Raw genomic sequence first — 23,004 nt, 5'->3', positions numbered from 1 at the left:
TTGGTTTGTTTGGTGTCATTTTTCTAGTATTTCTGCAATTCGGCGCGCACAGCGTCCGCTAGGCCAGTTACGCCAGGTACAATGTCCTGATCTGGCGGTCTGCTATAGGCCAGCCGCAGATAACCTGACTCAGCGCCGTATACCCCGCCCGGCACAAACGCTATACCTCTTTGCAGTGCTGCTTCCAGCAGCCTGCTTTCGTTGATCTCGCCCGGCAGCTTGCACCATAGATAGATTCCACCCTCAGGCTTGTTGAAGCTGACTATCCCAGGCAGCTCTCGCTCCAAGGCACTGATGGTTAAATTCCGCTTGTACAGAAGCCTTTGCCGCAAAAGCTCCAGGTGGGACACAAAGGCAGGCGAAGACATAAACTCTGCCGCAATATGCTGAGGGATGATGCTGAAGCCAAGATCCATCTGCCGTCTGGCATCGGCAAGTCGACTGAGGATAGACTTCGGGGCAACAATCCAGCCAATGTGCAGGCCTGGTGCAGCAATTCTGGAGAAGGAGCCTGTATAGAGCATACCGGAGGCTGTATCCTCAGATTTCAGCGGGAAGGCCTGTTCCCCGTTGTATCCGGTCAAGCCCAGCGGATCATCCTCTACAACCGGAAGCCGCAGCTCGCTGGCTGTCTCCAGCAGTAGCTTACGTCTTTCCCTGCTCAGCAGCGTTCCAGTAGGATTCTGGAAATTAGGGTTGATGAACAGCATCTTGATCCGATGCTTCCTGTGCAGTGTGCGCAGACTATCCGGGCAAATGCCCTCATCATCCACTGGCAGCCTGAATAACCGTAGTCCTGCTGACTGGAACATCGACAATGAACGGAAAAAAGAAGGCGACTCGACCCCAATGGCATCACCCGGTGACAGCAGGCATTGGGTAATTAAGTGCAGTGATTGCTGTGAGCCCGAAGTGACCATTATAGAATCCGGAGTCGTCTGGATGCCCCTATAGCGTGCAAGAAATTCTGCCAAGGCCTGACGTAGAGGAAGATACCCTTGCGGAAGATCGGGCCCTTCATGCGGAGAATAACGGTATTCGCTAATAATACGATTGATCTCGTCTGTCGGCACCAATTCTAGCGAAAGCTTTCCACTGGCAAAATCAATCAGCCCGGGATCATGCTCCAGTGCTTCGCGGACGCGGCGGAGCAGGGGGAGATTGGGCAGAAAGTTGCCGCTATCCGCGTAAGCCTGCCAACTCGGCGTAGGGGGCACACTTCTTTGTCTGAACGGGCTGACAAGCGTCCCGCTGCCTGGCCGGGTCTCGATCACACCCTGTGAGCGCAGCTCTGAATAAGCGAGCACTACCGTGCTGCGATTGACCTTGTACTGCTCCGCCAGCTTCCGTTCCGAGGGTAGCTTACTGCCAGGAGGGTACTCTCCTTGTGCTATTTTTTCTCCCAGAAGATCAGCGATTTGAAGATACACCGGTCTGTTGCTTTGCCGATTCGGTTTCCACATATATTTATCACCTGCCATTGCTAATCCTGATTAGGGTAGTTTTTTTCATTCTACACTATTTCGGTGGGGACTACCCAGTCGATCCATATTCCAGCTTTTGAGATAAATATGTTGCCCTGGAGTACAGACTTAACATCGTATTTAGTGTAAACTGAATGTAAAGTGGTTACGGAACAGTTAGTGTTTTTCTGAAAAGGCTCTTCATGTGAAGAGTTTTTTCCAATTTTACAGAAAAGAATGTGATGATGGTTATGCAGCTTCGCGCTCGTCTTCCGAAGAAACGTTTTCTAGAAAAGTACCTCTCAGGGGAGAGCATGGATTACCGGCAAATTATAGCGTTGTTTATTCCGGTTTTGATTGATCAGGCTTTCATTATCGGGCTCAACCTGGTGAATACCGCGATGATCAGCTCGTCGGGAGTAGCGGCGGTCAGTGCGGTCAATATGGTGGATGCGCTGAATATTTTCCTGATCAACGTCTTTGTCGCGGTTGCCACCGGGGGAACGGTAGTAGTTGCACAGTATAAGGGAAGCGGCAATGACCGAATGGTCTCTCAGGCGACAGCAGGCTCTGTCACTTCGGTGTCACTGATCGCGGTTGGCATTGGCCTTCTGCTGATGGGGTTCCACACGCCTATACTTAATCTTCTGTTCGGGTCAGCTTCGGCTGACGTACTGGATAGCGCGCGGGTTTATCTGATCGGCAGCAGCATCTCTTATCTGGGTATCGCTACGGTTCAGGCGGTGTGCGGAGCCTTACGGGGTGTCGGTAGAACCCGGGCGTCCCTGGTACTGTCGTTGATCATGAACTTGCTGTACGTTGTCCTCAACGTAGTTTTTATTAACCTGCTGCATATGGGTGTACTGGGAATGACACTTGCGATTAATATCGCCCGTTATGTGGGAATGGCCTGTGCCTTGTACTATCTGTTCAAAGTAGACACTGCACTACGAGTCCGCGTGCGCGACTTGTTCCATATTCCAATGACTATGCTTCGAAAAATCATGTTCATCGGCCTGCCATTCGCAGCAGAGCAGATGTTCTTCAATGGCGGTAAGCTGTTGACCCAAGTATTCATTGTCAGCCTGGGTACCTACGCCATTGCGACCAATGCTATCGCGGGTTCGCTCGCTATGGTGTTTCAGATTCCGGTCAGCGCGTTGTCACTAACCATTGTGACGGTGGTCGGTCAATGTATTGGACGGGGGAATGTCGCTGATGCCAGAAAGTTCATCAAGGCCTTTCTCTGGATCGGTTCCGGGTCGCTGGCGCTGATTGCCTTAATTCTGATGCCGCTGTTCCACCCGCTGGTATCGATCTTCTCGCCGCCACCGGAGATTATTCATGATCTGTTTGTGGTGTTGCTGGTCAATTCCATCGCACAGGTGCCGCTGTGGGCCATCAGCTTTGTCCTGCCGTCCGCGTTACGGGCTGCGGGGGACTCCAAATTCACTTCCATCACTTCAATGCTGACCATGTGGCTGTTCCGGGTAATTCTTGGCTATATTCTGGGGATCGTGCTCGGCTACGGCATTCTGGGGGTATGGCTGGCGATGAACAGCGAATGGGCCGTCCGCGGGGGTATTTTCCTGTGGCGGTTCCGCGGCAAGAAGTGGTATGCGCATAAGCTGATTTAAGAATCTGCCATAAGCTAAATAAGAGACAGGACAGAGATGGGTATAGCGGGGAGCTGCATAAAATATGTGGCTCTCTTTTTTGTATAGTAAATTGAAGAAAAAGGGATTGATCCTAATGATTTCATCGTGTAAAATAAATAATTACGCATAAATATACAGAGGTGATTTTAAAGAAATGGCACTATTACTTACCTACGTTCTATTAGGATTCTCTATCGCTCTTCCAGTTGGTACGATTACAATTGAAATGACGAAGCAGGGACTCAAGAATGGATTCATGCACGGATGGATTGTCGGACTGGGCGGAATGACCGTGGACATGTTGTTAATCATCGGGCTCTATTTGGGCCTGGCTTCGGTACTATCTCTTCCAATCATACAAGTGATTATGTGGCTGGTTGGTGCGCTGTTCTTATGTTACGTGGGCTATGACAGCATCAAGAATGCGAATCATGATATTTCACTAGCCGGAGAGAAGAACACCAAATCGCTATTTTCATCTTATAAAAATGGATTGCTCGTTGCCGTTTCGCCAGGTAATCTTGTGTTCTGGGTGAGCGTCTTCGGCACCGTGCTCGCGGATTCATTCGACCAATCCAATAAAGGAAGCTTCCTGATCGTCGGTTTGGGGATCATGCTCGGCATTCTGATCCATGACTTGGGCCTAATGACGATTGTAGCGACTACGCGGAGAGCGTTGAACCACACGGCCATCAAATGGGTGACAATTGCAGCGGGCGTAGTCCTGATCGGTTTTGCAGGTTATTTCTTCTATCAGTTTGTGATCAGTGTGAGACAATATTTCTAAGTGAGCGAAGCCCTAAAGGTAAATTCTTTGCAAACTAAAATGAATTTTCTGTAACGAAGATCGCAATAATAGCCGTGATTATGGGCCGGTTACTGTCAGCAAAGAGAGGGAGCGGCTTTTTCCCGGCTTCACCCGTGTCATCATCGGAATTAGAACTAACCTGTTATTGGAATTGGAGTGGAAGGCATCCAGTTCAGGATGTATATTAGTACTCGTGAAGTTACAAAGCAGTAAGGTTTCTTTCATAGGATCGTTACTTACCGCCACATCCTCCGTGCTAAGATGGTCCTAACATAAGCGCTATACACAAGGAGGAAGTTCACGATGACTTTGAAACAACCCATTCTAAAAATAACCCTTGCTGCTGCATTGACGACCGTAGTTGGTGTAGGGGCCGTTATAGCGAATCCAGGCCTTCTGCCTGTAAGCCATGCTGCATCCGCGAAAGCAACCGTACCTGCGGCGAGCTCGGCGTCAGAACAAGCCCTGAAAACCTTGAACAGCTTCTATAAGCCAGCGCTTAAAGGCCAATTCCCTGGCTCTGTCAGCGGACTGGCCGTGGGCAAGAGCACTCGTCAGGATGTTTATAAATTGATCGGCAAGCCTGAGCAAAAGGCTCCAGATGCAGATGCATTTGAAGTCTATCACGCAGAAATGGGCCATCCGGGGTATGCAATTGCCTATAAACTGGACAAGATTCGCGAAATTCGCTACCTGGGCACAAATGTTGAACGCCAGACCAACATCGGCGGCATCACGATGAGTATGCTGAAGAAAAATTGGTTTGCTCCGACCTCTACAACTACCATTAAAAATGGCAAGCTCAAACAAACAAAACTAACCTATGTTCGCGGTGATTATAAACTGGAGTTTATTTTCAACAGCAGCACGGATTTAGATCATATTAATTTGCTGCATTCTTAATGCACAAATAAGCAGGTTTTACCCCGGCTTAAAATACTATTAAAAGCAGAACAGCGCTTCCCTGGGGGCGCTGTTCTGTTGTTTTTTGAGAAGTTGTTTACTATTATTTGGGTGGTGAAGAAAAATGAGGTGAGTCCATTAAAATACATAGAATTTGGGATCGGCAATAAATGGCTGATTCGAACAGAGACCGAATTAAGTGATGGCACTGAAGTGGAGGAAAAAGGAATCGCCGGCCCCATCCGTTTCCAATCGGTGTACCTCAGAATCTGGATAAGGAAAACTGTCCTTATTCTCGATTTGAAGCAAGGGTTCAAAGTGTCAAGGAAACAGAGAAACGCATTTAAAGTGATCTTTGGGATTGTAAGCAAGATAGAATAGACCTATTTACTCTTCATAGGATAATATGAAGTGATCAAGAGCAGATAGGGGTTATTGGAAATTGAAGAAATTAATTGTTTCTATACGTCATCATCAATAAAGATAATGATGCTGTAGAATCTGAAAACTGGCCGAACTCGCCTGCGTACATAAATCGGTTATTTGTGCCTTTTGATATTTTTGAGATTAACTACGCTCAGGATGCGGAGTTAATCTATCAATATGGCAGTAAAAAAGATACTGTTCGTTATAAAGTAGATTTCTCGAAAATCAAGTAGTGTCTGCGCTCTATCACACCAGAATATCCCAATCCTTGAACACCGGCTGCAATCCGTTCTGATACAGCATCTCCCTGATTTCAGACACACTTCGACCGTCGGAGATCTCAAACTGAGGGGTGCCTCCGTCGCTAACGTGTCCGCCTACTGCGGTTGATACACCTGCCGACATTTTGGTTACGCCAAGATGGATGAGCCGTTCGCGCAGATGTGCTGGTTCGCGGGTGGAGAGGGTAATTCCGGCCCGGGGCAGAAAAAGGCGATACGCGAGTATAACCTGCACCAGCGCACTGTCGGTGACATCCGAATCGGGATGATAGTCTCCCAGAAACGGGCGGAACCTCGGGATCGACAGGCTGATTTCGCAGTCGGGATACTTGCTCTGCAAATAATTAGCATGTAGTGCTGTAATAAAAGCCTCTTGCCGCCAATCATGCAGGCCGAGCAGCGCGCCTATCGTGACGGAGCGATAGCCAGCCGCACAGCCTCGTTCAGGAGCATCCAGACGAGCCCTGAAATTACGTTTAGGGCCTTTTATATGTAGTTTTCTGTATGTCTCCTGATGATAGACTTCCTGAAAGAGTGTCAAGCTGTCCACGCCCGCCTCTCCAAGCTCATGGTACTCCTGAACGGACAATGGGTTAACTTCGATGCCAATGGATGAGAAGTGCTTCCGCAGTACCTGAACACATTCCTTCATATAACTGACAGGGGAGTCTTTAGGGGATTCGCCTGTCAGCAGCAGGATATGCCGAATGCCGGTCCCGGCAATCGCGGTTGCTTCTTTTTCGACTTCGTCCATGTCCAACTTCTTACGCGGAAAATCATAAATATAGCTGAAACTGCAATATTCGCAATGATTCACACAGTAATCCGATACATAGATCGGCGTAAAGAGCTGCATGACCTGACCGAATTGACTGCGGGTGACCTGCTGCGCTTTCTGAGCGATAGCCTCCAGATGTCTCCCGGCGGCAGGAGAGAGGAGGGCAAGCAGATCGTCTTCATTCATTTTAGGCTTAGTCAAAATGCGCTGGATATCCAGGTCCGTATATTCCGGGAACCGCTCTCTAAACGGGAAGCGTTCTAATTCTAGCAGTCTATCGTAGAAGCTCATGTTTTACCCTCCTATTGGCTTAGAAATCCGGTCAATGGCGAAGAAGCGGCGGCTTCCTGCTGTACCGGACCCAGCCCTGACAGATAAGCGAGTCGGCCTGCTGTTACCGCATTCCGGAAGGCAGCCGCCATACCTAGCGGATCACGTGCAGTGGCGATGGCCGTATTCAGCAGCACAGCGGCGGCGCCCATTTCCATGGCTTCCGCTGCTTCTGAAGGGCGGCCGATCCCTGCATCCACGATGACAGGCAGATCTACTTCCTCAATCATGATACCGACGAGCTCTTTGGTCCGCAGACCCCGGTTGCTGCCGATGGGCGATCCAAGCGGCATAACTGCCGCCGCCCCGGCATCCCGCAACCGCAGAGCAGCGCCGAGATCGGGGGTCATGTATGGGAGCACGACAAACCCTTCTGCGGCCAATACTTCTGTCGCGCGGATGGTCTCTATATTGTCGGGCAGCAAATAGCGCTGATCCTTAATGACCTCAAGCTTGATCCAGTTGCCCATGTCAGCCGCTTTGGCGAGCCGGGCGATGCGAATGGCTTCTTCTGCACTCCGGGCACCGGAGGTGTTGGGAAGTAGTGTCATACTGCCAGGGATATGCTGCAAAATATTTTCCTCACCCCACTCGGGATTGACTCTTCTTAACGCGACAGTAATGACTTCAGCGCCTGATGCTGCAATCACCTCGGGAATTAGTGTGTTGCGGTTATACTTGCCGGTACCAATGAACAAACGGCTGGTCAGTGCTTTGCCGCCAATCTGAAAGATGTCGTTCATACGTAGAACTCCTCTCTTAAAGCCAAGTTATTTTTTAGCCAAAATATCGATGATAGAGCGTACGGGCCACGGCGGTATCCGACGTGCCGTGAATGAGTACCCGGCCATCCGGGAACAATGCAATCCGGTGCTTTTCCAGTTCCAACGAAAGCATGTATGGATTTCTCCTAACTTCACCGTGTACTGCCAGCAGCTCTTCCCATAGTTCCAGATTCAGGAGAACCGCCCGGGCCGGCCGGATCTGTACGGTATCTCTGCCGCATAATACAGCGGTCTTGGACAGATTGGTCGCAGACAGGAAGGGATAGACCGCTTTCTCGCCGCAGCTCGGACAGTCGGCACGTTTAAGCTGCTCCGTAGCGACCGAGACATGCCGATTCTCCCACAGATCAAAGGAAACCAGCGTGCCGCGCAGAGAATCCTTCTGTCCGGCGAGCCATTTTAACGCCTCGGTCGTTTGGTAAGCGGCAGTCATCTGAACAGCTGGTTGAATAATGCCTACTGTGTCGCAGGTATCACCTTCCGCATGAAGCTCGTCAATCAGGCAGTGGAGGCAGGCGCTCTCTCCGGGGAGGATTGTCATAGAAATACCGCTGCTTCCTGTGCAAGCGCCGTAAATCCAAGGGATGCCTGCTTTGGCCGAGATATCGTTAATAATCATTCTGATTTCAAAATTGTCGGAAGCGTCGAGAATCAAATCGACTCCGACTGTATACTCCCCAATCTCTTCGGCGGCAGCATCGGCTACTATCCCTTCCACGGTCACAGACGAGTTCACGCTTCGTAATCTTTGTGCGGCTGCGATTGCTTTAGGTAGTCTCTGCTCCGCATCGGCTTCACTGTACAAATTCTGGCGCTGCAAATTGCTCCATTCCACATAATCCCGGTCGACGATTCGTATTCGGCCTACCCCGGCACGGACCAGCGTCTCGGCAATGGCAGACCCCAGTGCGCCTGCACCCAGAACAAGCACACTGGAGCGGGCCAATCTGTCCTGACCTTCCGAACCTATGCCATGAAAACGTACCTGACGGCTGTACCGCTCTTGTTCTTCCGCAGTCAAAGCCATTCTCTCAGCCTCCTCCTACAAAATGTACAAACTCTATCTGGTCACCTTCAGAGAGTGAGGTACGGCCATAAGCTTCTCTCGGCACGACTTCACCGTTAATTTCCACAAGAATTCGCCGTCCGCTCCAGGGCGATTCTGCCAAAACATCGGCAATAGTAATGCAATGCTCGCTTAGGCGAGTCGTTTTTCCGTTAAGTTGGACCTGCATATTTTCACCTCCTCTCAAGCCATGCAGTCTGAATGGCTGCGCGGTAAGCTTCTGCTTGTGCCGCTGGATCTGCTGCACTGCTAATTCCTGATAGTATGGCAATTCCTTCTGCACCGTGCCTGATGACTGCTCCGGCATTGCCCGGATGAATTCCTCCGATGGCAATGACCGGAACAGGGCACCTGGCTGCAGTTACTTCGAGGATGTCCAGCCCACGGGGGGGGAAATCAGGCTTACTAGTAGATTCATAGACATGGCCGAAAAGGCAGTAATCTGCTCCTTCACTTGCCGCGTCGACTGCTTCTTCTGGTGAATGGATGGAGCACCCGATGCGCATCTCTGAGACTAACGGCCGCGCCGCAGCTACAGGCAGGCTATGTCCTGCTAGCTGTACATTGCCAGCGCCTGTTGCAAGTGCGACATCCAGCCGGTCGTTGATGACGATGGATTCAAGAGGAATGCCTGCTTGCTGCATTTGATTTACGGCTTCGAGTAGCGCTTTGGCGGTAAGCTGTCTATTCCGCAGGTGGAAATAGTCAACGTAGGGGAGAACGGCTAGAGAAAGTCGCAGCCAATCGGCGAGCGGTATTCCTTCCGGGGAGATCAGATGCAGTTCAGGGCCGCTAACGGCGGGAAGTCGTTTTTTCATAAAAGGAATCTCTCCCGATTGTGTATTGGTGTTAATCTCCATCGAATAGAGCACAAAAAAGCCGCCTTCCTGATCGGAAGACGGCTAAGCATGACAACGGAAAACAAGCCACAAAATAGGCAAGACCGGACTCTTAACGCGCACTTCCCTACGCTGGTATTAACCAGATCAGGTTCAAAGGGTCCGAATGTTACATTCGTCTCAGCCTCGCGGCTCCCCTAGTGTCGGTTCGTATGAGATTGTTAATGTCACTATACACGATTATTCAGGGAGTTACAATTGGGAATTGGCATTGCGCTTGTTTTAAACGGAGGTAACATTGATGGAGATGTATTAACATCCATATTGAGCAAATATTAATTGTGAATAATGTGTAAATTAGAATCTCGGTGACAAGATGCGGAATATGTGCGGGTTAGATTGACAGGAATCGGGGCTGTGGATATACTTGAAATGTTAAAAAGCAAATGTGTAAAACGTTGATGAAATGGAGTACACCGGAAGATGGCTTGCACAGAGAACGGGTTCCTTTACGAAGATTGTCGTAATGGCTGTGAGAACCCTGGAGACAGGCCGGTGGAAAGCTAATTTCGGAGTGCGGGTACAAGTCCGCCGGGGGTTCCCGTTAACAGCCGCGACAAGGCGATCGTCTGCAATTCTCCTGCTACAACGGGATAAGGCGATAACCAGGGTGGTACCGCGATCTAATCGTCCCTGAATTTTCAGGGGCGTTTTTTTGTTTTCCATTTGTTTTTCCGAATAACCGTGATCTCAAAATTAAGCATAAGACGGGGGCTGTATATCATGAAAGCAAGTGAAATCCGTTCCAAATGGCTGCAATTTTTCGAAAGTAAAAGCCACAAAATCGAGCCGAGCGCTTCGCTCGTACCTCACAACGATCCATCGCTGCTATGGATCAATGCCGGGATGGCGCCGCTGAAGGCGTACTTTGACGGCCGTGAGATTCCGGAGAATCCGCGTCTGACGAACTCCCAGAAGTGTATCCGTACCAACGATATCGAGAACGTCGGTAAGACGCGTCGTCACCATACGTTCTTCGAGATGCTGGGTAACTTCTCCATCGGCGACTATTTCAAGGAAGAAGCGATTACCTGGGCTTGGGAATTCCTGACGGGTAAAGAGTGGATCGGCTTTGATCCAAACCGCATCTCCGTAACTGTATATGCCGAGGACGAAGAAGCTTTCAAACTGTGGAATGAAAAAGTAGGCTTACCTGCTGAACGCATCATTAAGCTGGGTGACGAGAACTTCTGGGATATCGGCGAAGGCCCATGCGGTCCTTGCTCGGAAATTTTCTATGACCGCGGCGAAGCTTACGGCAATGACCTGAGTGACCCTGAAATGTATCCAGGCGGGGAAAATGAGCGTTGGCTGGAAGTCTGGAACCTGGTATTCTCCCAGTTCAACCATAATAAAGACGGCAGCTATACACCGCTTCCTAACAAAAATATTGATACAGGTGCAGGTCTGGAACGTTTTGCTTCGATCCTGCAAGATGTAGATTCCAACTTCGACACTGACTTGTTCCAGCCGATTATCCAGAAGACAGCACAACTTGCTGGTGTAACTTATAAGGATAGCTTGGAGCAGGACATTGCACTTAAAGTCATCGCTGACCATGTGCGTACAGTTACTTTCGCTGTGGGCGACGGCGTACTTCCTTCTAATGAAGGTCGTGGCTACATTATTCGTCGTTTGCTCCGCCGCGCAGTCCGTTACGGAAAGACCCTGGGTCTGGATCGTCCATTCCTGCATGAGCTGACTGAAACAGTAGGCGAAATTATGGGCGTGTACTACCCGTCCGTTGTGGAGAACCGCGAATATATTGCGAAGATCATCCGTACAGAAGAGGAACGTTTCCACGAGACGCTATCCGACGGTCTGGCTATCCTGAGCGAAATCAGCAGCAAAGCCAAAGAGAGCGGCGCTGGTGTTATTGCCGGTAAAGACGCGTTCAAGTTGTATGATACTTACGGCTTCCCGTTCGACCTGACAGAAGATTTCGCTGCTGAGCAGGGCTTGACGGTGGACCGCGAGGGCTTTGATGCAGCGATGCAGGAGCAACGTGACCGTGCAAGAGCTGCACGCCAAGATGGCGGCAGCATGAAAATTCAAGGCGGAGCCCTTTCTGAACTGACGGTTAAAAGCGAATTTGTTGGTTATAATGACTCGGTAACTGAATCCAAAATTGTTGCGATCGTTGTCGATAACGAGTTGGCAGACCTCGCTGGCGAAGGCACAGAAGCTCAGGTTATTCTTGACACTACTCCGTTTTATGCGGAAAGTGGCGGTCAGGTAAGCGACACGGGTGTGCTGAGCGGCGGTTCCGTAACCGCGAAAGTCAAGGGATTGTTCAAGGCGCCACATGGTCAGCATGTACACCTGGTAACAGTAGAAGCTGGTGAACTGCGCGTAGGAGATACCGTTCGTGCCGAGGTAAACCGCGCCGAGCGTGAGGACATCGTGAAGAACCATACCGCGACTCACTTGCTGCACAAAGCGCTCAAGGAAGTGCTGGGCGGACATGTTAATCAGGCAGGATCTTTGGTAGAAGGTGGACGTCTGCGCTTTGACTTCTCACACTTCGGTGCTATTACGCCGGAAGAGCTCAGTGAAATTGAGCACCGTGTGAATGAGCAAATCTGGCGCGGTCTGGATGTAGTGATTGAGAACAAGCCGATTGACGAAGCCAAGGCAATGGGAGCTATGGCATTGTTCGGTGAAAAATATGGTAATATCGTCCGCGTGGTTCAGGTTGGCGACTACAGCTTGGAGCTGTGTGGTGGCTGCCACGTTAGCAATACTTCGCAGATTGGAATCTTCAAGCTGCTTAGCGAGAGCGGCATCGGCTCCGGTGTACGCCGGATTGAGGCTGTAACTGGACGCTATGCATACCAGTTCACTGAGAGCCAGCTGGATCTGCTCAAGCAATCCGCTGGACTGCTGAAGTCTTCCCTGAACGATGTGCCGAAGCGGATTGAAGCTCTGCATGGTCAAGTACGCGAGCTGTCGCGTGAGAACGAGTCGCTGCAATCCAAGCTGAGTGCTACGTTTGCAGCGGAGCTGACTGGCAGCGTGAAGACGGTTGGCAGCGGAACGCAACTACTGGCTGTATCTGTGCAAGCAGGCAGCATGGATGCCCTGCGTTCCACAGCCGACGAGCTGAAGAGCAAGCTGCCTGACGCAGTGCTTGTTCTGGGCGCAGCCATGGACGATAAAGTAAACTTTGTCGTAGCCGTACCTCAAGAGCTGGTGAAGCGCGGCTATCATGCCGGTAAGCTGGTGAAAGAAGTGGCTGCAGTATGCGGCGGCGGCGGCGGAGGACGTCCGGATATGGCGCAAGCCGGCGGTAAGGATGCTTCGAAGCTGGGCGAGGCTTTGGCCAAGGCTGAAGAATTGGTAGCAGCGCTGGGATAAGCTAGAGAGCGAACCCGGTCCAAAGGCCCGAAGCCCAAATTGCATTTGCGAAGACAGACAGCGGTACTGAGTCTTTCCTCTCAGTACCGCTGCTTCGTGGCCGGGCCATCTGATTTAGGCGAAAAGTGGTTTTGGCAATAGCTCAAAGACCAAAAATTTCACGTTTTTTGTAGATGAAATGCCAAAAAAAAGCGTTATATCCAGGCAGGATTTTCTTGTTGGGGCATGAATATGTTATGATGAGGGCAGCAAGTAAGCTGTACAGCAGCGAGTTTGCGAAGCCGCCTGCTACAGGTGATTTGCAGAAGGAAGGTGTCACATATGGACTCCATGGACAAAACAGTTAAATTCAATGTGAAGGGCGATGAGAAGGAAGCTTCTCCCGAGGAAATTCTGCTTGCGGTATACAATGCGCTTGTAGAGAAGGAGTATCATCCGATCAATCAGATCGTAGGATATCTTCTTTCCGGAGATCCGGCCTATATTCCCCGTCACAACAATGCTAGAAGTTTGGTCCGGAGAAAAGAACGTGATGAGCTGATTGAGGAACTGGTGCGGTTCTATCTAGCCAATCATCAGGTGGATAACGCCAAATGAAGAAGCTGGGTTTGGATTATGGCGACCGTAGAATCGGCGTCGCCGCGAGTGATATTTTCGGCTGGACGGCACAATCTCTGGAGACCATTGAGCGGCGCGGAGACGGTAAAGAGTTCGAACGCATCCGCGAACTCGTCAAGGAGCATGAGATCGGAGAAATCGTGGTTGGGCTGCCGAAGAACATGAACGGCACCGTAGGTCCCCGTGGTGAAATCTGCATAGAGTTCGCTGACAAGCTTCGGGAACAATTGGAAATGCCCGTACACCTTTGGGATGAGCGTCTGACGACGGTATCCGCCGAGCGGGTGCTGATTGAAGGGGACGTCAGCCGAAAGAAGCGCAAAGGGATTGTGGACAAAATGGCCGCAGCCCTGATTTTGCAAAATTTTTTGGATGCTAACAGTAAAAGGTGAGGGGTGCGCATATGACAAACGAACATATTGGCCAAGAAGAAGAACCGGAAATTATCTATATTCCCGATGAGGAAGGTAATGAAGAGGAATTCGAGGTCATCATGAAGTTTGAGGTTGACGGTTCGGATGCCAAGTACATGATGGTAGTTCCGCTGGATTCCGAAGACGAAGAGTCCGACGAAGTGTACGCCTTCCGTTATGAGGAAGACGGCGATGATCTGCAACTGTTCATGATCGAGAATGACGAGGAGTGGGCGATCGTCGAAGAGACGTTCAATACCCTGGTCGACGAGCTGGACGGGGGAGCAGAGAATGACTGAGTTGTCCGCTGATCAAGCGGTATGGACTTCCCGTCTTAAAGATGCGTACGGAGAGACTGTAGAACTGGAAGATGAGCAAGGCAAATCTTCCGTTTACGATATTATTGCGGAGTTTGAAGTCGGTGGCCGCGGTTACGCGGTGCTGGAGGGTTCCGGCAAGAACGGAGAATATGATATTCTTCGGATTGTAGTCTCGCCTGACGGGCTTCCTGAATTGGAAAGCATCGTCGACGATGAAGAATGGGAAGATATTTCAGAGCTGTACGATGAGCTAACTTTTCCAGATGAGGATTTGGAATAGGACGAGATCAGCGTACGTTACATTTACAGTTGGCATGAAGGAGGGCGGAGTATTCCGCGCTCTTTTTGCATGGAAAGCCTTAATTTAAATGGCTCTATTTAAAAATCAGAGGTGGATTATACGCTGGCGTTAGAGGTGAGGGCCAGAGGGATTCTGGAGAAACGGTAGTGTTCGCCTTTAAAGCCCGATTTCAACCTATAATTCCTTGTATAATCCAGAAATCAGGCTTTAATAGTGATCGGAAGAACCCTCTAGACCCGTAGCGCCTCCATGCAGCGTCAACCACTGATTTTGGTATAGAGCCATAAAATTATAGGTTGAATTTGGGACGATACAATTTTATACTTTATAGTCGGAAAGTGAGGAGATCCATTGAAATCCGCAGTCCGCACTGTGCTACTGATCCTAATTCTCCTGATTGCAGCAGGAGCTGGAGGAGCGTGGTACATTTGGAACGGGATGCAGCCGGTAGCTCCTGCCGGGCAACCCGTAACGTTCACAATTGAGAAAGGCACGGGCAGTGCTGGAATTGCTGACCTGCTTGAGAAGAATGGGATTATCCGTAACAGTCTTTTTTTTAAAGGATATCTGAAATGGACCAAGGAAGGCTCGAAATTCAAGGCTGGCACCTATGTGGCAAAACCAGGCGATACCTATGATGAGCTCATTGCACGGCTGAATGCCGGCGATGTTGTCAAAGAAGAGACCCTGATGTTCACCATTCCCGAAGGATACACGGCAGAGCAGGTGGCTGACAAGCTGGCTACTGCCTCTAAGCTGGATTCGGGTGTCTTTGTAGATCTTATGAATTCCGGCAAGGCGCTGAAAGAGGCTGACGTTCTTGGAATTCCGCAAGAGCCGGAGCTGCGTCATCGTCTGGAGGGGTATCTTTTCCCGGAGACTTATGAGCTGCCAAAGGACAGCAAGCCGCAGGAAATCCTGGAAGCGATGCTGGAACAGCTGGTGAAGAAGCTTGATACCATTCCGAATTGGCACGAAAAACTCAAGGCAAGAGGCCTCAGTCTGCATGAGCTGCTGACCGTCGCTTCACTGGTGGAGCGTGAGGTTGTAGTCGATACAGAACGTCCATTGGTGGCGGGAGTGATCTATAACCGGCTGAAAAAGGGACAGAAGCTGGAGATTGATGCCACGGTTCAATATCTGCTAGATCAACCAAAAGAAAGGCTGCTCTACAAGGATCTTGAGATTGAGAGTCCTTATAATACGTACAAGAATGCAGGACTTCCGCCGGGACCGATCTGCAACCCTGGTCTGCCGTCGATTCAGGCGGCGCTGGAGCCGCAAGCTTCCGATTATTATTTCTATGTCACGAAGAAGGATGGCAGTAAGGGTCATCTTTTTGCCAAGACATATAAGGAACATTTAGCCAATATTCAAAAAAGTAAACAAACTTCGCAGTAACGCATTACAATGGAGAGTGGTGCAGACTGTGGGCCTGGTCAAGGCGCCGCAGGGACATCACCGGCTTGTAAGCTGTGACAGACGTAGGAGGATTATCAATGAACAAAAAACCGGAGCTGCTGGCGACGGCAGCATCGCTTAAAGAAGCGGCAGCCTTGCTGGATGCAGGTGCAGATGCGCTGTTGATCGGGGATGACCGCTTTGGCATGAGGCTGGCTGGGCACTTCACGCTAGAGGACACCAAGGCAGTTATAGAGATGGCTCATGCGCGGGGCTGCAAAGTCGTTGCGGGGCTGGGCGGTCTGATGCCCAATAGTCTGCTTGATGAACTGCCAGCCTATGTAAAGGCTATAGGCGAGCTGGGCGTTGACGCTGTTGAATTTGGTGACCCGGCCGTGCTGGCTGCCGTGAAGCAGGAGGCGCCTGGTCTCAAGCTGCACTGGAACGCGGAGATGACTTCCACCAACTACGCTACGTCTAACTATTGGGGACGCAAAGGCGCATCCCGCGTTGTGCTGGCCCGTGAGCTGAACATGGACGAGATTACGGAGATGGTGCCGCTGCTGGAAATAGAGGCCCAGGTTCAGGTGCATGGAATGACCAACATTTACCATTCCAAGCGGAAGCTTGTAGCTAGCTATATGGCCCACCAAGGACGCCCAACGGATGGCGGAAGCATGGGCAAGGAGCGCGGTCTGTTCCTGGTCGAAGCGGAGCGTCCGGGTGAGATCTTCCCGATCTACGAAGATGATAACGGCACTCATATTATGAGTTCGGATGATATTTGCATTATGGAAGACCTGCATATCATGATGGAAGCGGGCGTGCAAAGCTTTAAGATTGAAGGGCTGCTGAAGCCGACAGTCTATAATGCTGCCGTAGTTCGAGCTTACCGCACAGCTATTGATGCGTATGCGGCTGATCCTGAAGGCTATGCCTTCCAGGATGAATGGCTGGATGAGGTTCGTAAGCTGCAGGACCCTGAGCGCGAACTGTCTTTCGGATTCTTTTATAAAGAGCAAGTGTATTAATCGTATAGACCCCGCAGAATGGGGAAATGGAGGGGAGAACAGGAATGAGTACCATGACCAAACCGCAGCATAAGGGCAAACGTTACCGTCTGGACAAACCGGAGCTCCTGGCTCCGGCGGGCAATTTGGAAAAATTGAAATTCGCCGTGCATTATGGTGCAGATGCCGTCTATATTGGCGGACAAAAATACGGCCTGCGTTCCAATGCTGATAATTTCAGCTTTGAGGAAATGCGCGAAGGTGTAGAATTCGCCAAGAAATATGGCGCGAAGGTCTTTGTGGCAACGAACATCTATGCTCACAATGAAGATGTCGCAGGGATTGAAGAATACCTGCGTAATTTATATGAAGCCGGCATTGCCGCGATCATTGTAGCCGATCCGGCTATTGTGGATACGGCACGCCGCCTGGTTCCGGGCCTGGAGGTGCATCTCAGCACCCAACAGTCTACTCTGAACTGGCAAGCCGTATCCTTCTGGAAGGAAGAAGGACTACCTCGTGTCGTTCTGGGCCGGGAGACAAGCCTGGAGGAAATCGCCGAGATTAAAAAACATGTGGATATTGAGATCGAGAGCTTTATTCATGGTGCGATGTGTTCCTCCTACTCTGGTCGTTGTGTGTTGTCCAACCACTTTACGGACCGGGATTCTAACCGGGGGGGCTGCTGCCAGTCCTGCCGCTGGAAATACGATCTGTTCGAGGATGCGCGTCCGGATGGAACTTGGGTGTCTGAAGAAGAGCAGGCAGAAGCTATGCAGTCACCTGAACGCCTGTTGCCAGGAGTGACCCAGCTTCCTCTGCATGAGCCACAGGACAATCCGTTCACCATGGGGTCCAAAGACCTGTGTATGCTGGAAAGCATTCCCGAGCTGATCGAGGTCGGCATTGACAGCTTCAAGATTGAGGGCCGGATGAAATCCATTCACTATGTGGCTACAGTAGTTAATGCGTACCGCAAAGCCATTGATGCTTATATGGCTGATCCTGAAGGCTATGTGCTGAAGCCGGAATGGCTGGAAGAGCTGAATAAAGCGGCGAACCGTCCGCTCAATACAGGCTTTTTCTACGATACACCGGACCATGAGGATCATATCTATGAGCCTGAAGAAAAAGCGGCTCCGTATGATTTTGCCGGACTGGTGCTGGAATATGATGCCGAGACAGGTACTGCCCTGATTCAGCAGCGGAATCACTTCAAGCCGGGACAGCAAGTGGAGTTCTTTGGACCGGATGATACCTTCTTCAAGCAGACGGTAGGAGAGATCTGGGACGAGCAAGGCAATCCGCTGGATGCTGCCCGTCATCCGCTGCAGAAGGTGCGTATGAAAGTGGATGCACCGGTGGCCTATTTTGACATGATGCGCAAAAGAAAATAAGAATTGATGTAAAAAACGGGACCAACCTCGCTTGAGAGAGGATGGTCCCGTTTTTTTCTACTCCCAAATAGGCTAAAAGTTACATACTCATGGAAAAGATTATTCAAAAAGCCTAAGGAAAAAAGGACTGTTTGCCGATATATAAGTCAGACAACGCTTACATATATCTCTAATCAAACTGGTGGGTGATCTAATGGGAACTCCGGAACAGGAGAGTAAGAGTGATGAGCAGAAAGAGAGAAGGATGAGAGTGGGAAAGAATGAGAAGTCGGTGAAAGAAAACACAGAGAAAAAGAACCAGCGTAAGGCCGGTGCATCCAGTATCGGCAAGCTCAAAGACGGCGTTAAATCAGGCGTAAGCATGAAAAGCGTGCTGCGGGGCTCGGTGAGTCAAATGAAAAAAGTGAATCCGTTGAAATCAGTCGGAGTCAAGCTGTTCCTGATATTTTTATCGTCCATCGTCGTAGTCGTACTGCTTCTGGGTTTGTTGTCGTATTCAAAAGCCAAAAGTACGATTAAGAGTAATGTCGCAGAGGCTAACCGTCAAACGGTTATTCAGAACTCGGAGAAGATGGATATTATTCTCAAACAATATGAAACTTTGGCGCTTCAGCTGTTTTTTGATCCGCAGATTCAGAATGATCTGACGTCACTGGACAAAGCGGATAACTATTACGATAAATTTGTGGCTTCAAGTGCAATCGGCAAGAAGCTATCGAGCCAAACGACCTCCGACTCCAACGTAGTCAGTATCTCACTGATTCCGGAGGAAGCGGCTTCCGATGTTATCACTACTGGTAGTTCGGGCCTGGTGCTTGAAGGTATCAGGGACACGGATTGGTTCAAACAGGCGGTTGAACGGACCAAGGAGTATAAATCGCATTATTCCGATACCGATGGCGCGCAGAATTACTGGTTCTCTACTGCAGTTGAGGGCAAAGGCGGAACGAATATCGCTATGGTGCGCTCACTCCGAAATCTCGGCGAGAATTCAGGATATGTGATGCTGCTGGAACTGAAGAATAAAATGCTGGAAGATGCCTTCAAGAGTGTCAAACTGGGCGATGGCGCCCGCATACAGTTGGTAGATCCTAACGGTATTGTTATCGCTTCTAATACACCTGCAGAGGATGGGTTAGAATCCAAGTTTGCATTCATCAAAGATAGCAAGACAAAGAATAAGAGTCAGGAAAATAAAGATGAAGATGGCAAGCAGGTTCTGGCTGTCTTCAATCCGATGACCAAAGCAGACTGGAAGCTGTCTGGCATTATTCCTACTGGTGAATTGGTCAAAGAGGCTTATCCAATCCTTCTGACAACCTTCTTCGCTGCCGGGGGCGCAGCCGTGCTTGCCATTCTGCTTGGCTACTGGATGGTCCGCATGATTGCCCGTCCGCTATCCCGTCTCAAGGATCTGATGGTAGAAGGGGCAAAAGGGGATCTGAGCGTTCGTACTGAGTATGCATCCCAAGATGAAATCGGCCAACTGTCCGCATCCTTTAATACAATGATGGGACGGATTACAGAGCTTGTAGCGCAGACGACGGAAACGGCGCGCGAGGTGCTGGAAACTGCCGGAGAGCTGGGCGATGCATCACGTAAAACAGCTGTGTCTGCTAAAGAAATTGCTGCGGCCACGGAAGAGATTGCTGGTGGTGCAGGCAGTCTGGCTCTGGAGGCAGAGCGCGGCAATGAATTGACTGAACTGATTGCTACGCAAATGCAGACCGTCGTGTACGCCAATTCTGAGATGGATGAAGCTGCACGTAGTGTCGGTGAGGCCAGCAGCAGAGGTGCAAATCAGTTGGAGGAGCTGCTGGGTCAGACAAGCCGTACCGGAGAGATGACAGGAGCGCTGGTTGCGCGTGTCAACAATCTGAAAGAAACGGTATTCTCTGTGATCAAGGTGCTTGATGTCATGAAGAATATTACTCAGCAGACGAACATTCTGTCCCTGAATGCTACAATTGAAGCCGCTCGGGCAGGCGAAGCTGGTCGGGGTTTCATGGTCGTAGCTGGCGAGGTTCGTCAACTCGCAGACCAGTCCAAGCAGTCGATTGCGCTGGTGGCCGGGATTACTGACAAAATCATGACCGAGATGAATGAGACGGTCGCGGTATTGTCTGAAGTTGCGCCGCTCTTTGAGGCACAAATGGGTTCGGTGAAGAACACCAGTGATATCTTCGTCTCTGTAAAAGATCAGATGGATGAATTTATTACAAGCTTGGAGTCTGTAACCTCCTCCATCAACAGCTTGAATCATTCGCAAGGGGTCTTGTCTGAAGCGATGGGCAACGTAAGTGCCGTTGCTCAGCAATCATCTGCTACTTCGGAAGAAGTGGCCTCGCTAAGTAGCGAGCAGCAGAATGTCAGCGATCAACTGGTATCGTTGTCCGGGAAACTGGAAAGTGTATCGGGACAATTGAAGGAAAAGCTCTCTCTGTTCAAAATATAAATAACCTAACTGAGAAGCCAGATTACCTACGAATACCTGTCACAGCCGCCTCTTCTCCGAGAAGAGGCGGCTGTTTTATATTTTCAGGGAGCGAACGTAAGCCAATGAAGAGTTACATTTCTGGTTGGCCGCGTACAACTATATCACAGCAGGTTCAGTGTTTTTGGTTTAAAATAGTAGTTTGTAATAATTTAAGTAACCTAATAACTGTAGATGATGGCAGGTGATCTGTACTGATGAAGTCAACAACCAAACAACGCAGCCTTCTTTCCCGGCTGCATCCCGCTGAATCTCTGGGACTGCGGCTTTTTCTCGTTTTTTTCATAGCTACTATGATAATAGTGCTCTCGCTCGGCTATACCTCCTATTCCGTTGCTGAGCAGACCATTGAAGACAATGCATTGTCTTCCAACCAGCAGACGGTCATTCAAACTGCGGAGAAGCTGGATGTTACCATGCTCCGTTACGAGGATAATTTGGGCCAAATCTCTTACAACAAAGAGATACAGCGCGCTATGAAAGAGGCCAGCCAGTCTGCTTCCGGGCTGTCAGTAGATGTTATTGCTGCAGAGCTAAGTAACTGGCTGTCGAGCGCCAAGGGCGTGCAGGCGGTGTATCTCATTCCTGCGAAGGAATCATTGCCGATTGTGGCTGCCGGGGTCAAGGATGAACCCTTTATGGAGAGCGCACGCTCGGCATCCTGGTTCAGCCAGTTGTCGGACAAGCCAGAAGGGCTATGGTTGACCAAAGAGATGAAGGGAGCGAAAGCTCCAGAGGTTTTTCATTATGCGAAAGCGATTGCAGGAGATTCCCAAGATTCGGGCTATGTTGCGATCAGTGATATAAAGGTTAGTGAGGTCGAAAAGCTGCTAGGCGAGGTGAATCTGGGGACAGGCTCTTACATTCAGCTGCTGACTGAAAAGGATGAGCTGATCGCATCCTCTGTGCAGAACGAGACGGACACTTATCTAAGTCTGGGGGGCACTTTATTTACAGGGCTCAAGCAAGCTTCTTCAGGCGCTCTGCCGACCAAGAATGAGGAGGGAAAGTCAATTCTGGCGGTATATGGAACGATGCAGAGTTCCGGATGGAAGCTGCTGGGTGTCGTGCCTGCCGAGAATTTAACCCAAGATGCGGTACGTATTCTGAAGACGACCTATATCGCGGTTGGCGCTGCCGCAGTCATGGCTATTCTGATTGGGCTGTGGATGGTGCGAATGGTCGCAAGGCCGTTGACCCGGCTCAAGGACTTAATGTTCCAGGGAGCTGAGGGGAACCTTAGTGTACGGACATCGTTCAAATCACGGGATGAAATCGGCCAATTGTCGCTCTCCTTCAATACTATGATGGAGCGAATTACGGAACTCGTCGACCGCACCAATGAGACCGCTCAGGAGGTGCTGGAGATGTCGGATGTCTTAAGCAGTGCTTCCCGCAAGACGGCATCTGCTGCTAAAGATATTGCTGCTGCTATGGAAGAGGTTGCTGGGGGAGCGGGCAGTCTGGCTCTTGAGGCGGACAATGGCAATGCCTTGTCCGGGCAGATCTCGGAGCAGATGAACAAGGTAACAGCGGCTACGCATGAGATGAACGGCAGGGCACACAGTGTTGAACAGTTCAGTACCGAAGGTGTTGCGATGCTCAAGGAACTCAAGAGCCGGACACAGATTACGGAGGAAAGAACCCGGACGCTGGTGAACAAAGTGAATAACCTCCAGACAACGGCTTCGTCCGTGATTCAGGTTCTGGATGTCATGCAGCGTATTGCGCAGCAGACGAATATTTTATCCCTGAATGCCAGCATTGAAGCTGCACGGGCTGGAGATGCAGGCCAGGGGTTCATGGTCGTAGCCAGTGAAATTCGTCAGCTTGATGATCAATCGAGAAGCTCGATTGCAGTGGTGGGAGAAATCACTGATAGAATCATGCTTGAGATGAATGAAACGGTCACGGTTCTTGACGAGGTGGCTCCAATGTTCGGAGAGCAAAGCGCTTCGGTACAAAGTACCAGCGATCTCTTCGTGTCTGTACAAGGGCAGATGAATGAATTCATCACCTTCCTGGATGCAGTTACGGGTTCAATTGACGGGCTCGGGGAATCGCAGCGAGTGCTTTCTGTGACAATGGATAGCGTCAGTATTATTGCTGAAGAATCGTCAGCAGCCTCAGAAGAGGTGGCTTCGCTCAGTGGCGAGCAGCAGAGTGTCAGCGACCATCTGGTGGAGCTCTCTGCAAGTTTGCAGAAGGCTTCCGCCAAATTAAAGACCAGCCTAGCAAGGTTCAGAGTATAGTTTCTGTTTAACCCAAAATGTGAATTTCACAAGAGCAGGCTCCA

20 protein-coding genes and 1 riboswitch are annotated in these 23,004 nt (G+C 50.3%); of the genes, 14 read left to right on the top strand and 6 right to left on the bottom strand.

Going from position 1 to position 23,004, the window contains the following annotated elements:
• Window positions 1-23: 23 nt before the first annotated feature.
• A complete protein-coding gene (pdxR, locus tag ACFVU8_RS15065) occupies window positions 24-1,463 on the bottom strand; it encodes a MocR-like pyridoxine biosynthesis transcription factor PdxR (RefSeq protein ID WP_387428187.1) in 1,440 nt (479 codons plus the stop codon).
• Window positions 1,464-1,708: 245 nt separating this feature from the next.
• On the opposite strand from pdxR, the gene ACFVU8_RS15060 reads away from it, so the two are divergent.
• The 4 genes from ACFVU8_RS15060 (at window position 1,709) to ACFVU8_RS15045 (ending at window position 5,213) form a co-directional block, all read left to right on the top strand.
• Window positions 1,709-3,100: an MATE family efflux transporter gene (locus ACFVU8_RS15060; protein WP_379465528.1), complete on the top strand. Its 1,392-nt coding sequence runs from the start codon at window positions 1,709-1,711 to the stop codon at window positions 3,098-3,100.
• Window positions 3,101-3,275: 175 nt separating this feature from the next.
• Window positions 3,276-3,908: a LysE family translocator gene (locus tag ACFVU8_RS15055; protein WP_379465104.1), complete on the top strand. Its 633-nt coding sequence runs from the start codon at window positions 3,276-3,278 to the stop codon at window positions 3,906-3,908.
• A gap of 324 nt (window positions 3,909-4,232) precedes the next feature.
• On the top strand, window positions 4,233-4,832 hold the full coding sequence (locus ACFVU8_RS15050) for a YjgB family protein (protein ID WP_387428185.1): 600 nt from the start codon (window positions 4,233-4,235) through the stop codon (window positions 4,830-4,832).
• 129 nt (window positions 4,833-4,961) lie between these two features.
• Window positions 4,962-5,213, top strand: coding sequence for a DUF3977 family protein (locus ACFVU8_RS15045; RefSeq protein ID WP_387428769.1), 252 nt, complete (start codon window positions 4,962-4,964; stop codon window positions 5,211-5,213).
• Between the two features lie 291 nt (window positions 5,214-5,504).
• Here ACFVU8_RS15045 and thiH read toward each other — a convergent pair whose 3' ends face one another.
• The 5 genes from thiH to ACFVU8_RS15020 are packed head-to-tail and all read right to left on the bottom strand — an operon-like array spanning window position 5,505 to window position 9,316.
• Window positions 5,505-6,608 (bottom strand): 2-iminoacetate synthase ThiH, encoded by a 1,104-nt coding sequence (gene thiH, locus ACFVU8_RS15040; protein ID WP_387428184.1) that lies wholly within the window; start codon window positions 6,606-6,608, stop codon window positions 5,505-5,507.
• An 11-nt stretch (window positions 6,609-6,619) separates the two neighbouring features.
• Window positions 6,620-7,390 carry a thiazole synthase gene (locus ACFVU8_RS15035; RefSeq protein WP_387428183.1) on the bottom strand — a complete coding sequence of 257 codons (771 nt, stop codon included), beginning with the start codon at window positions 7,388-7,390 and terminating at the stop codon, window positions 6,620-6,622.
• A gap of 34 nt (window positions 7,391-7,424) precedes the next feature.
• Complete coding sequence (locus tag ACFVU8_RS15030; RefSeq protein ID WP_387428181.1) at window positions 7,425-8,459, bottom strand: ThiF family adenylyltransferase; 1,035 nt, start codon at window positions 8,457-8,459, stop codon at window positions 7,425-7,427.
• A 4-nt stretch (window positions 8,460-8,463) separates the two neighbouring features.
• Entirely contained in the window at window positions 8,464-8,667 is a 204-nt protein-coding gene (gene thiS, locus ACFVU8_RS15025) for a sulfur carrier protein ThiS (RefSeq protein WP_387428180.1), read from the bottom strand.
• Window positions 8,668-8,671: 4 nt separating this feature from the next.
• Complete coding sequence (locus tag ACFVU8_RS15020; protein ID WP_387428178.1) at window positions 8,672-9,316, bottom strand: thiamine phosphate synthase; 645 nt, start codon at window positions 9,314-9,316, stop codon at window positions 8,672-8,674.
• A 128-nt stretch (window positions 9,317-9,444) separates the two neighbouring features.
• A riboswitch (TPP riboswitch) is annotated at window positions 9,445-9,546 on the bottom strand.
• 574 nt (window positions 9,547-10,120) lie between these two features.
• On the opposite strand from ACFVU8_RS15020, the gene alaS reads away from it, so the two are divergent.
• From alaS to ACFVU8_RS14970, 10 genes are all read left to right on the top strand, one after another.
• Complete coding sequence (gene alaS, locus ACFVU8_RS15015; protein WP_175374080.1) at window positions 10,121-12,754, top strand: alanine--tRNA ligase; 2,634 nt, start codon at window positions 10,121-10,123, stop codon at window positions 12,752-12,754.
• A gap of 321 nt (window positions 12,755-13,075) precedes the next feature.
• On the top strand, window positions 13,076-13,351 hold the full coding sequence (locus tag ACFVU8_RS15010) for an IreB family regulatory phosphoprotein (protein WP_066373638.1): 276 nt from the start codon (window positions 13,076-13,078) through the stop codon (window positions 13,349-13,351).
• Complete coding sequence (ruvX, locus tag ACFVU8_RS15005) at window positions 13,348-13,764, top strand: Holliday junction resolvase RuvX (RefSeq protein WP_387428177.1); 417 nt, start codon at window positions 13,348-13,350, stop codon at window positions 13,762-13,764. Before ACFVU8_RS15010 ends, ruvX begins: the two co-directional genes overlap by 4 nt.
• 11 nt (window positions 13,765-13,775) lie before the next feature.
• A complete protein-coding gene (locus tag ACFVU8_RS15000; RefSeq protein ID WP_066373645.1) occupies window positions 13,776-14,084 on the top strand; it encodes a DUF1292 domain-containing protein in 309 nt (102 codons plus the stop codon).
• The gene (locus tag ACFVU8_RS14995; protein WP_175374081.1) at window positions 14,077-14,385 is read left to right on the top strand and encodes a DUF1292 domain-containing protein; all 309 of its coding nucleotides are present in this window, start codon (window positions 14,077-14,079) and stop codon (window positions 14,383-14,385) included. The genes ACFVU8_RS15000 and ACFVU8_RS14995 overlap by 8 nt, the downstream gene beginning before the upstream one ends.
• Window positions 14,386-14,757: 372 nt before the next feature.
• The gene (mltG, locus tag ACFVU8_RS14990) at window positions 14,758-15,807 is read left to right on the top strand and encodes an endolytic transglycosylase MltG (protein WP_387428175.1); all 1,050 of its coding nucleotides are present in this window, start codon (window positions 14,758-14,760) and stop codon (window positions 15,805-15,807) included.
• Window positions 15,808-15,905: 98 nt separating this feature from the next.
• Window positions 15,906-16,838, top strand: coding sequence for a peptidase U32 family protein (locus ACFVU8_RS14985; protein ID WP_175374082.1), 933 nt, complete (start codon window positions 15,906-15,908; stop codon window positions 16,836-16,838).
• 44 nt (window positions 16,839-16,882) lie between these two features.
• Window positions 16,883-18,214, top strand: a complete 1,332-nt coding sequence (locus ACFVU8_RS14980; protein WP_387428174.1) for a peptidase U32 family protein — start codon at window positions 16,883-16,885, stop codon at window positions 18,212-18,214.
• 193 nt (window positions 18,215-18,407) lie between these two features.
• Entirely contained in the window at window positions 18,408-20,669 is a 2,262-nt protein-coding gene (locus ACFVU8_RS14975) for a methyl-accepting chemotaxis protein (protein ID WP_387428172.1), read from the top strand.
• A 236-nt stretch (window positions 20,670-20,905) separates the two neighbouring features.
• Window positions 20,906-22,960, top strand: coding sequence for a methyl-accepting chemotaxis protein (locus ACFVU8_RS14970; protein WP_387428171.1), 2,055 nt, complete (start codon window positions 20,906-20,908; stop codon window positions 22,958-22,960).
• Window positions 22,961-23,004: the final 44 nt, after the last annotated feature.

The organism is Paenibacillus sp. NPDC058177 (assembly GCF_042883835.1).
Classification (GTDB): Bacteria; Bacillota; Bacilli; order Paenibacillales; family Paenibacillaceae; genus Paenibacillus_AQ; species Paenibacillus_AQ agri.
Note: the sequence above shows the minus strand (reverse complement) of the source record. Positions and strands in the feature narration are given on the sequence as shown.

Coding starts and splice junctions, on each gene's coding strand:
- pdxR (WP_387428187.1), bottom strand. CDS start 1,463: ATGTGGAAACCGAATCGGCAAAGCAACAGACCGGTGTATCTTCAAATC.
- ACFVU8_RS15060 (WP_379465528.1), top strand. CDS start 1,709: ATGGTTATGCAGCTTCGCGCTCGTCTTCCGAAGAAACGTTTTCTAGAA.
- ACFVU8_RS15055 (WP_379465104.1), top strand. CDS start 3,276: ATGGCACTATTACTTACCTACGTTCTATTAGGATTCTCTATCGCTCTT.
- ACFVU8_RS15050 (WP_387428185.1), top strand. CDS start 4,233: ATGACTTTGAAACAACCCATTCTAAAAATAACCCTTGCTGCTGCATTG.
- thiH (WP_387428184.1), bottom strand. CDS start 6,608: ATGAGCTTCTACGATAGACTGCTAGAATTAGAACGCTTCCCGTTTAGA.
- ACFVU8_RS15035 (WP_387428183.1), bottom strand. CDS start 7,390: ATGAACGACATCTTTCAGATTGGCGGCAAAGCACTGACCAGCCGTTTG.
- ACFVU8_RS15030 (WP_387428181.1), bottom strand. CDS start 8,459: ATGGCTTTGACTGCGGAAGAACAAGAGCGGTACAGCCGTCAGGTACGT.
- thiS (WP_387428180.1), bottom strand. CDS start 8,667: ATGCAGGTCCAACTTAACGGAAAAACGACTCGCCTAAGCGAGCATTGC.
- ACFVU8_RS15020 (WP_387428178.1), bottom strand. CDS start 9,316: ATGAAAAAACGACTTCCCGCCGTTAGCGGCCCTGAACTGCATCTGATC.
- alaS (WP_175374080.1), top strand. CDS start 10,121: ATGAAAGCAAGTGAAATCCGTTCCAAATGGCTGCAATTTTTCGAAAGT.
- ACFVU8_RS15010 (WP_066373638.1), top strand. CDS start 13,076: ATGGACTCCATGGACAAAACAGTTAAATTCAATGTGAAGGGCGATGAG.
- ruvX (WP_387428177.1), top strand. CDS start 13,348: ATGAAGAAGCTGGGTTTGGATTATGGCGACCGTAGAATCGGCGTCGCC.
- ACFVU8_RS15000 (WP_066373645.1), top strand. CDS start 13,776: ATGACAAACGAACATATTGGCCAAGAAGAAGAACCGGAAATTATCTAT.
- ACFVU8_RS14995 (WP_175374081.1), top strand. CDS start 14,077: ATGACTGAGTTGTCCGCTGATCAAGCGGTATGGACTTCCCGTCTTAAA.
- ACFVU8_RS14985 (WP_175374082.1), top strand. CDS start 15,906: ATGAACAAAAAACCGGAGCTGCTGGCGACGGCAGCATCGCTTAAAGAA.
- ACFVU8_RS14980 (WP_387428174.1), top strand. CDS start 16,883: ATGAGTACCATGACCAAACCGCAGCATAAGGGCAAACGTTACCGTCTG.
- ACFVU8_RS14975 (WP_387428172.1), top strand. CDS start 18,408: ATGGGAACTCCGGAACAGGAGAGTAAGAGTGATGAGCAGAAAGAGAGA.
- ACFVU8_RS14970 (WP_387428171.1), top strand. CDS start 20,906: ATGAAGTCAACAACCAAACAACGCAGCCTTCTTTCCCGGCTGCATCCC.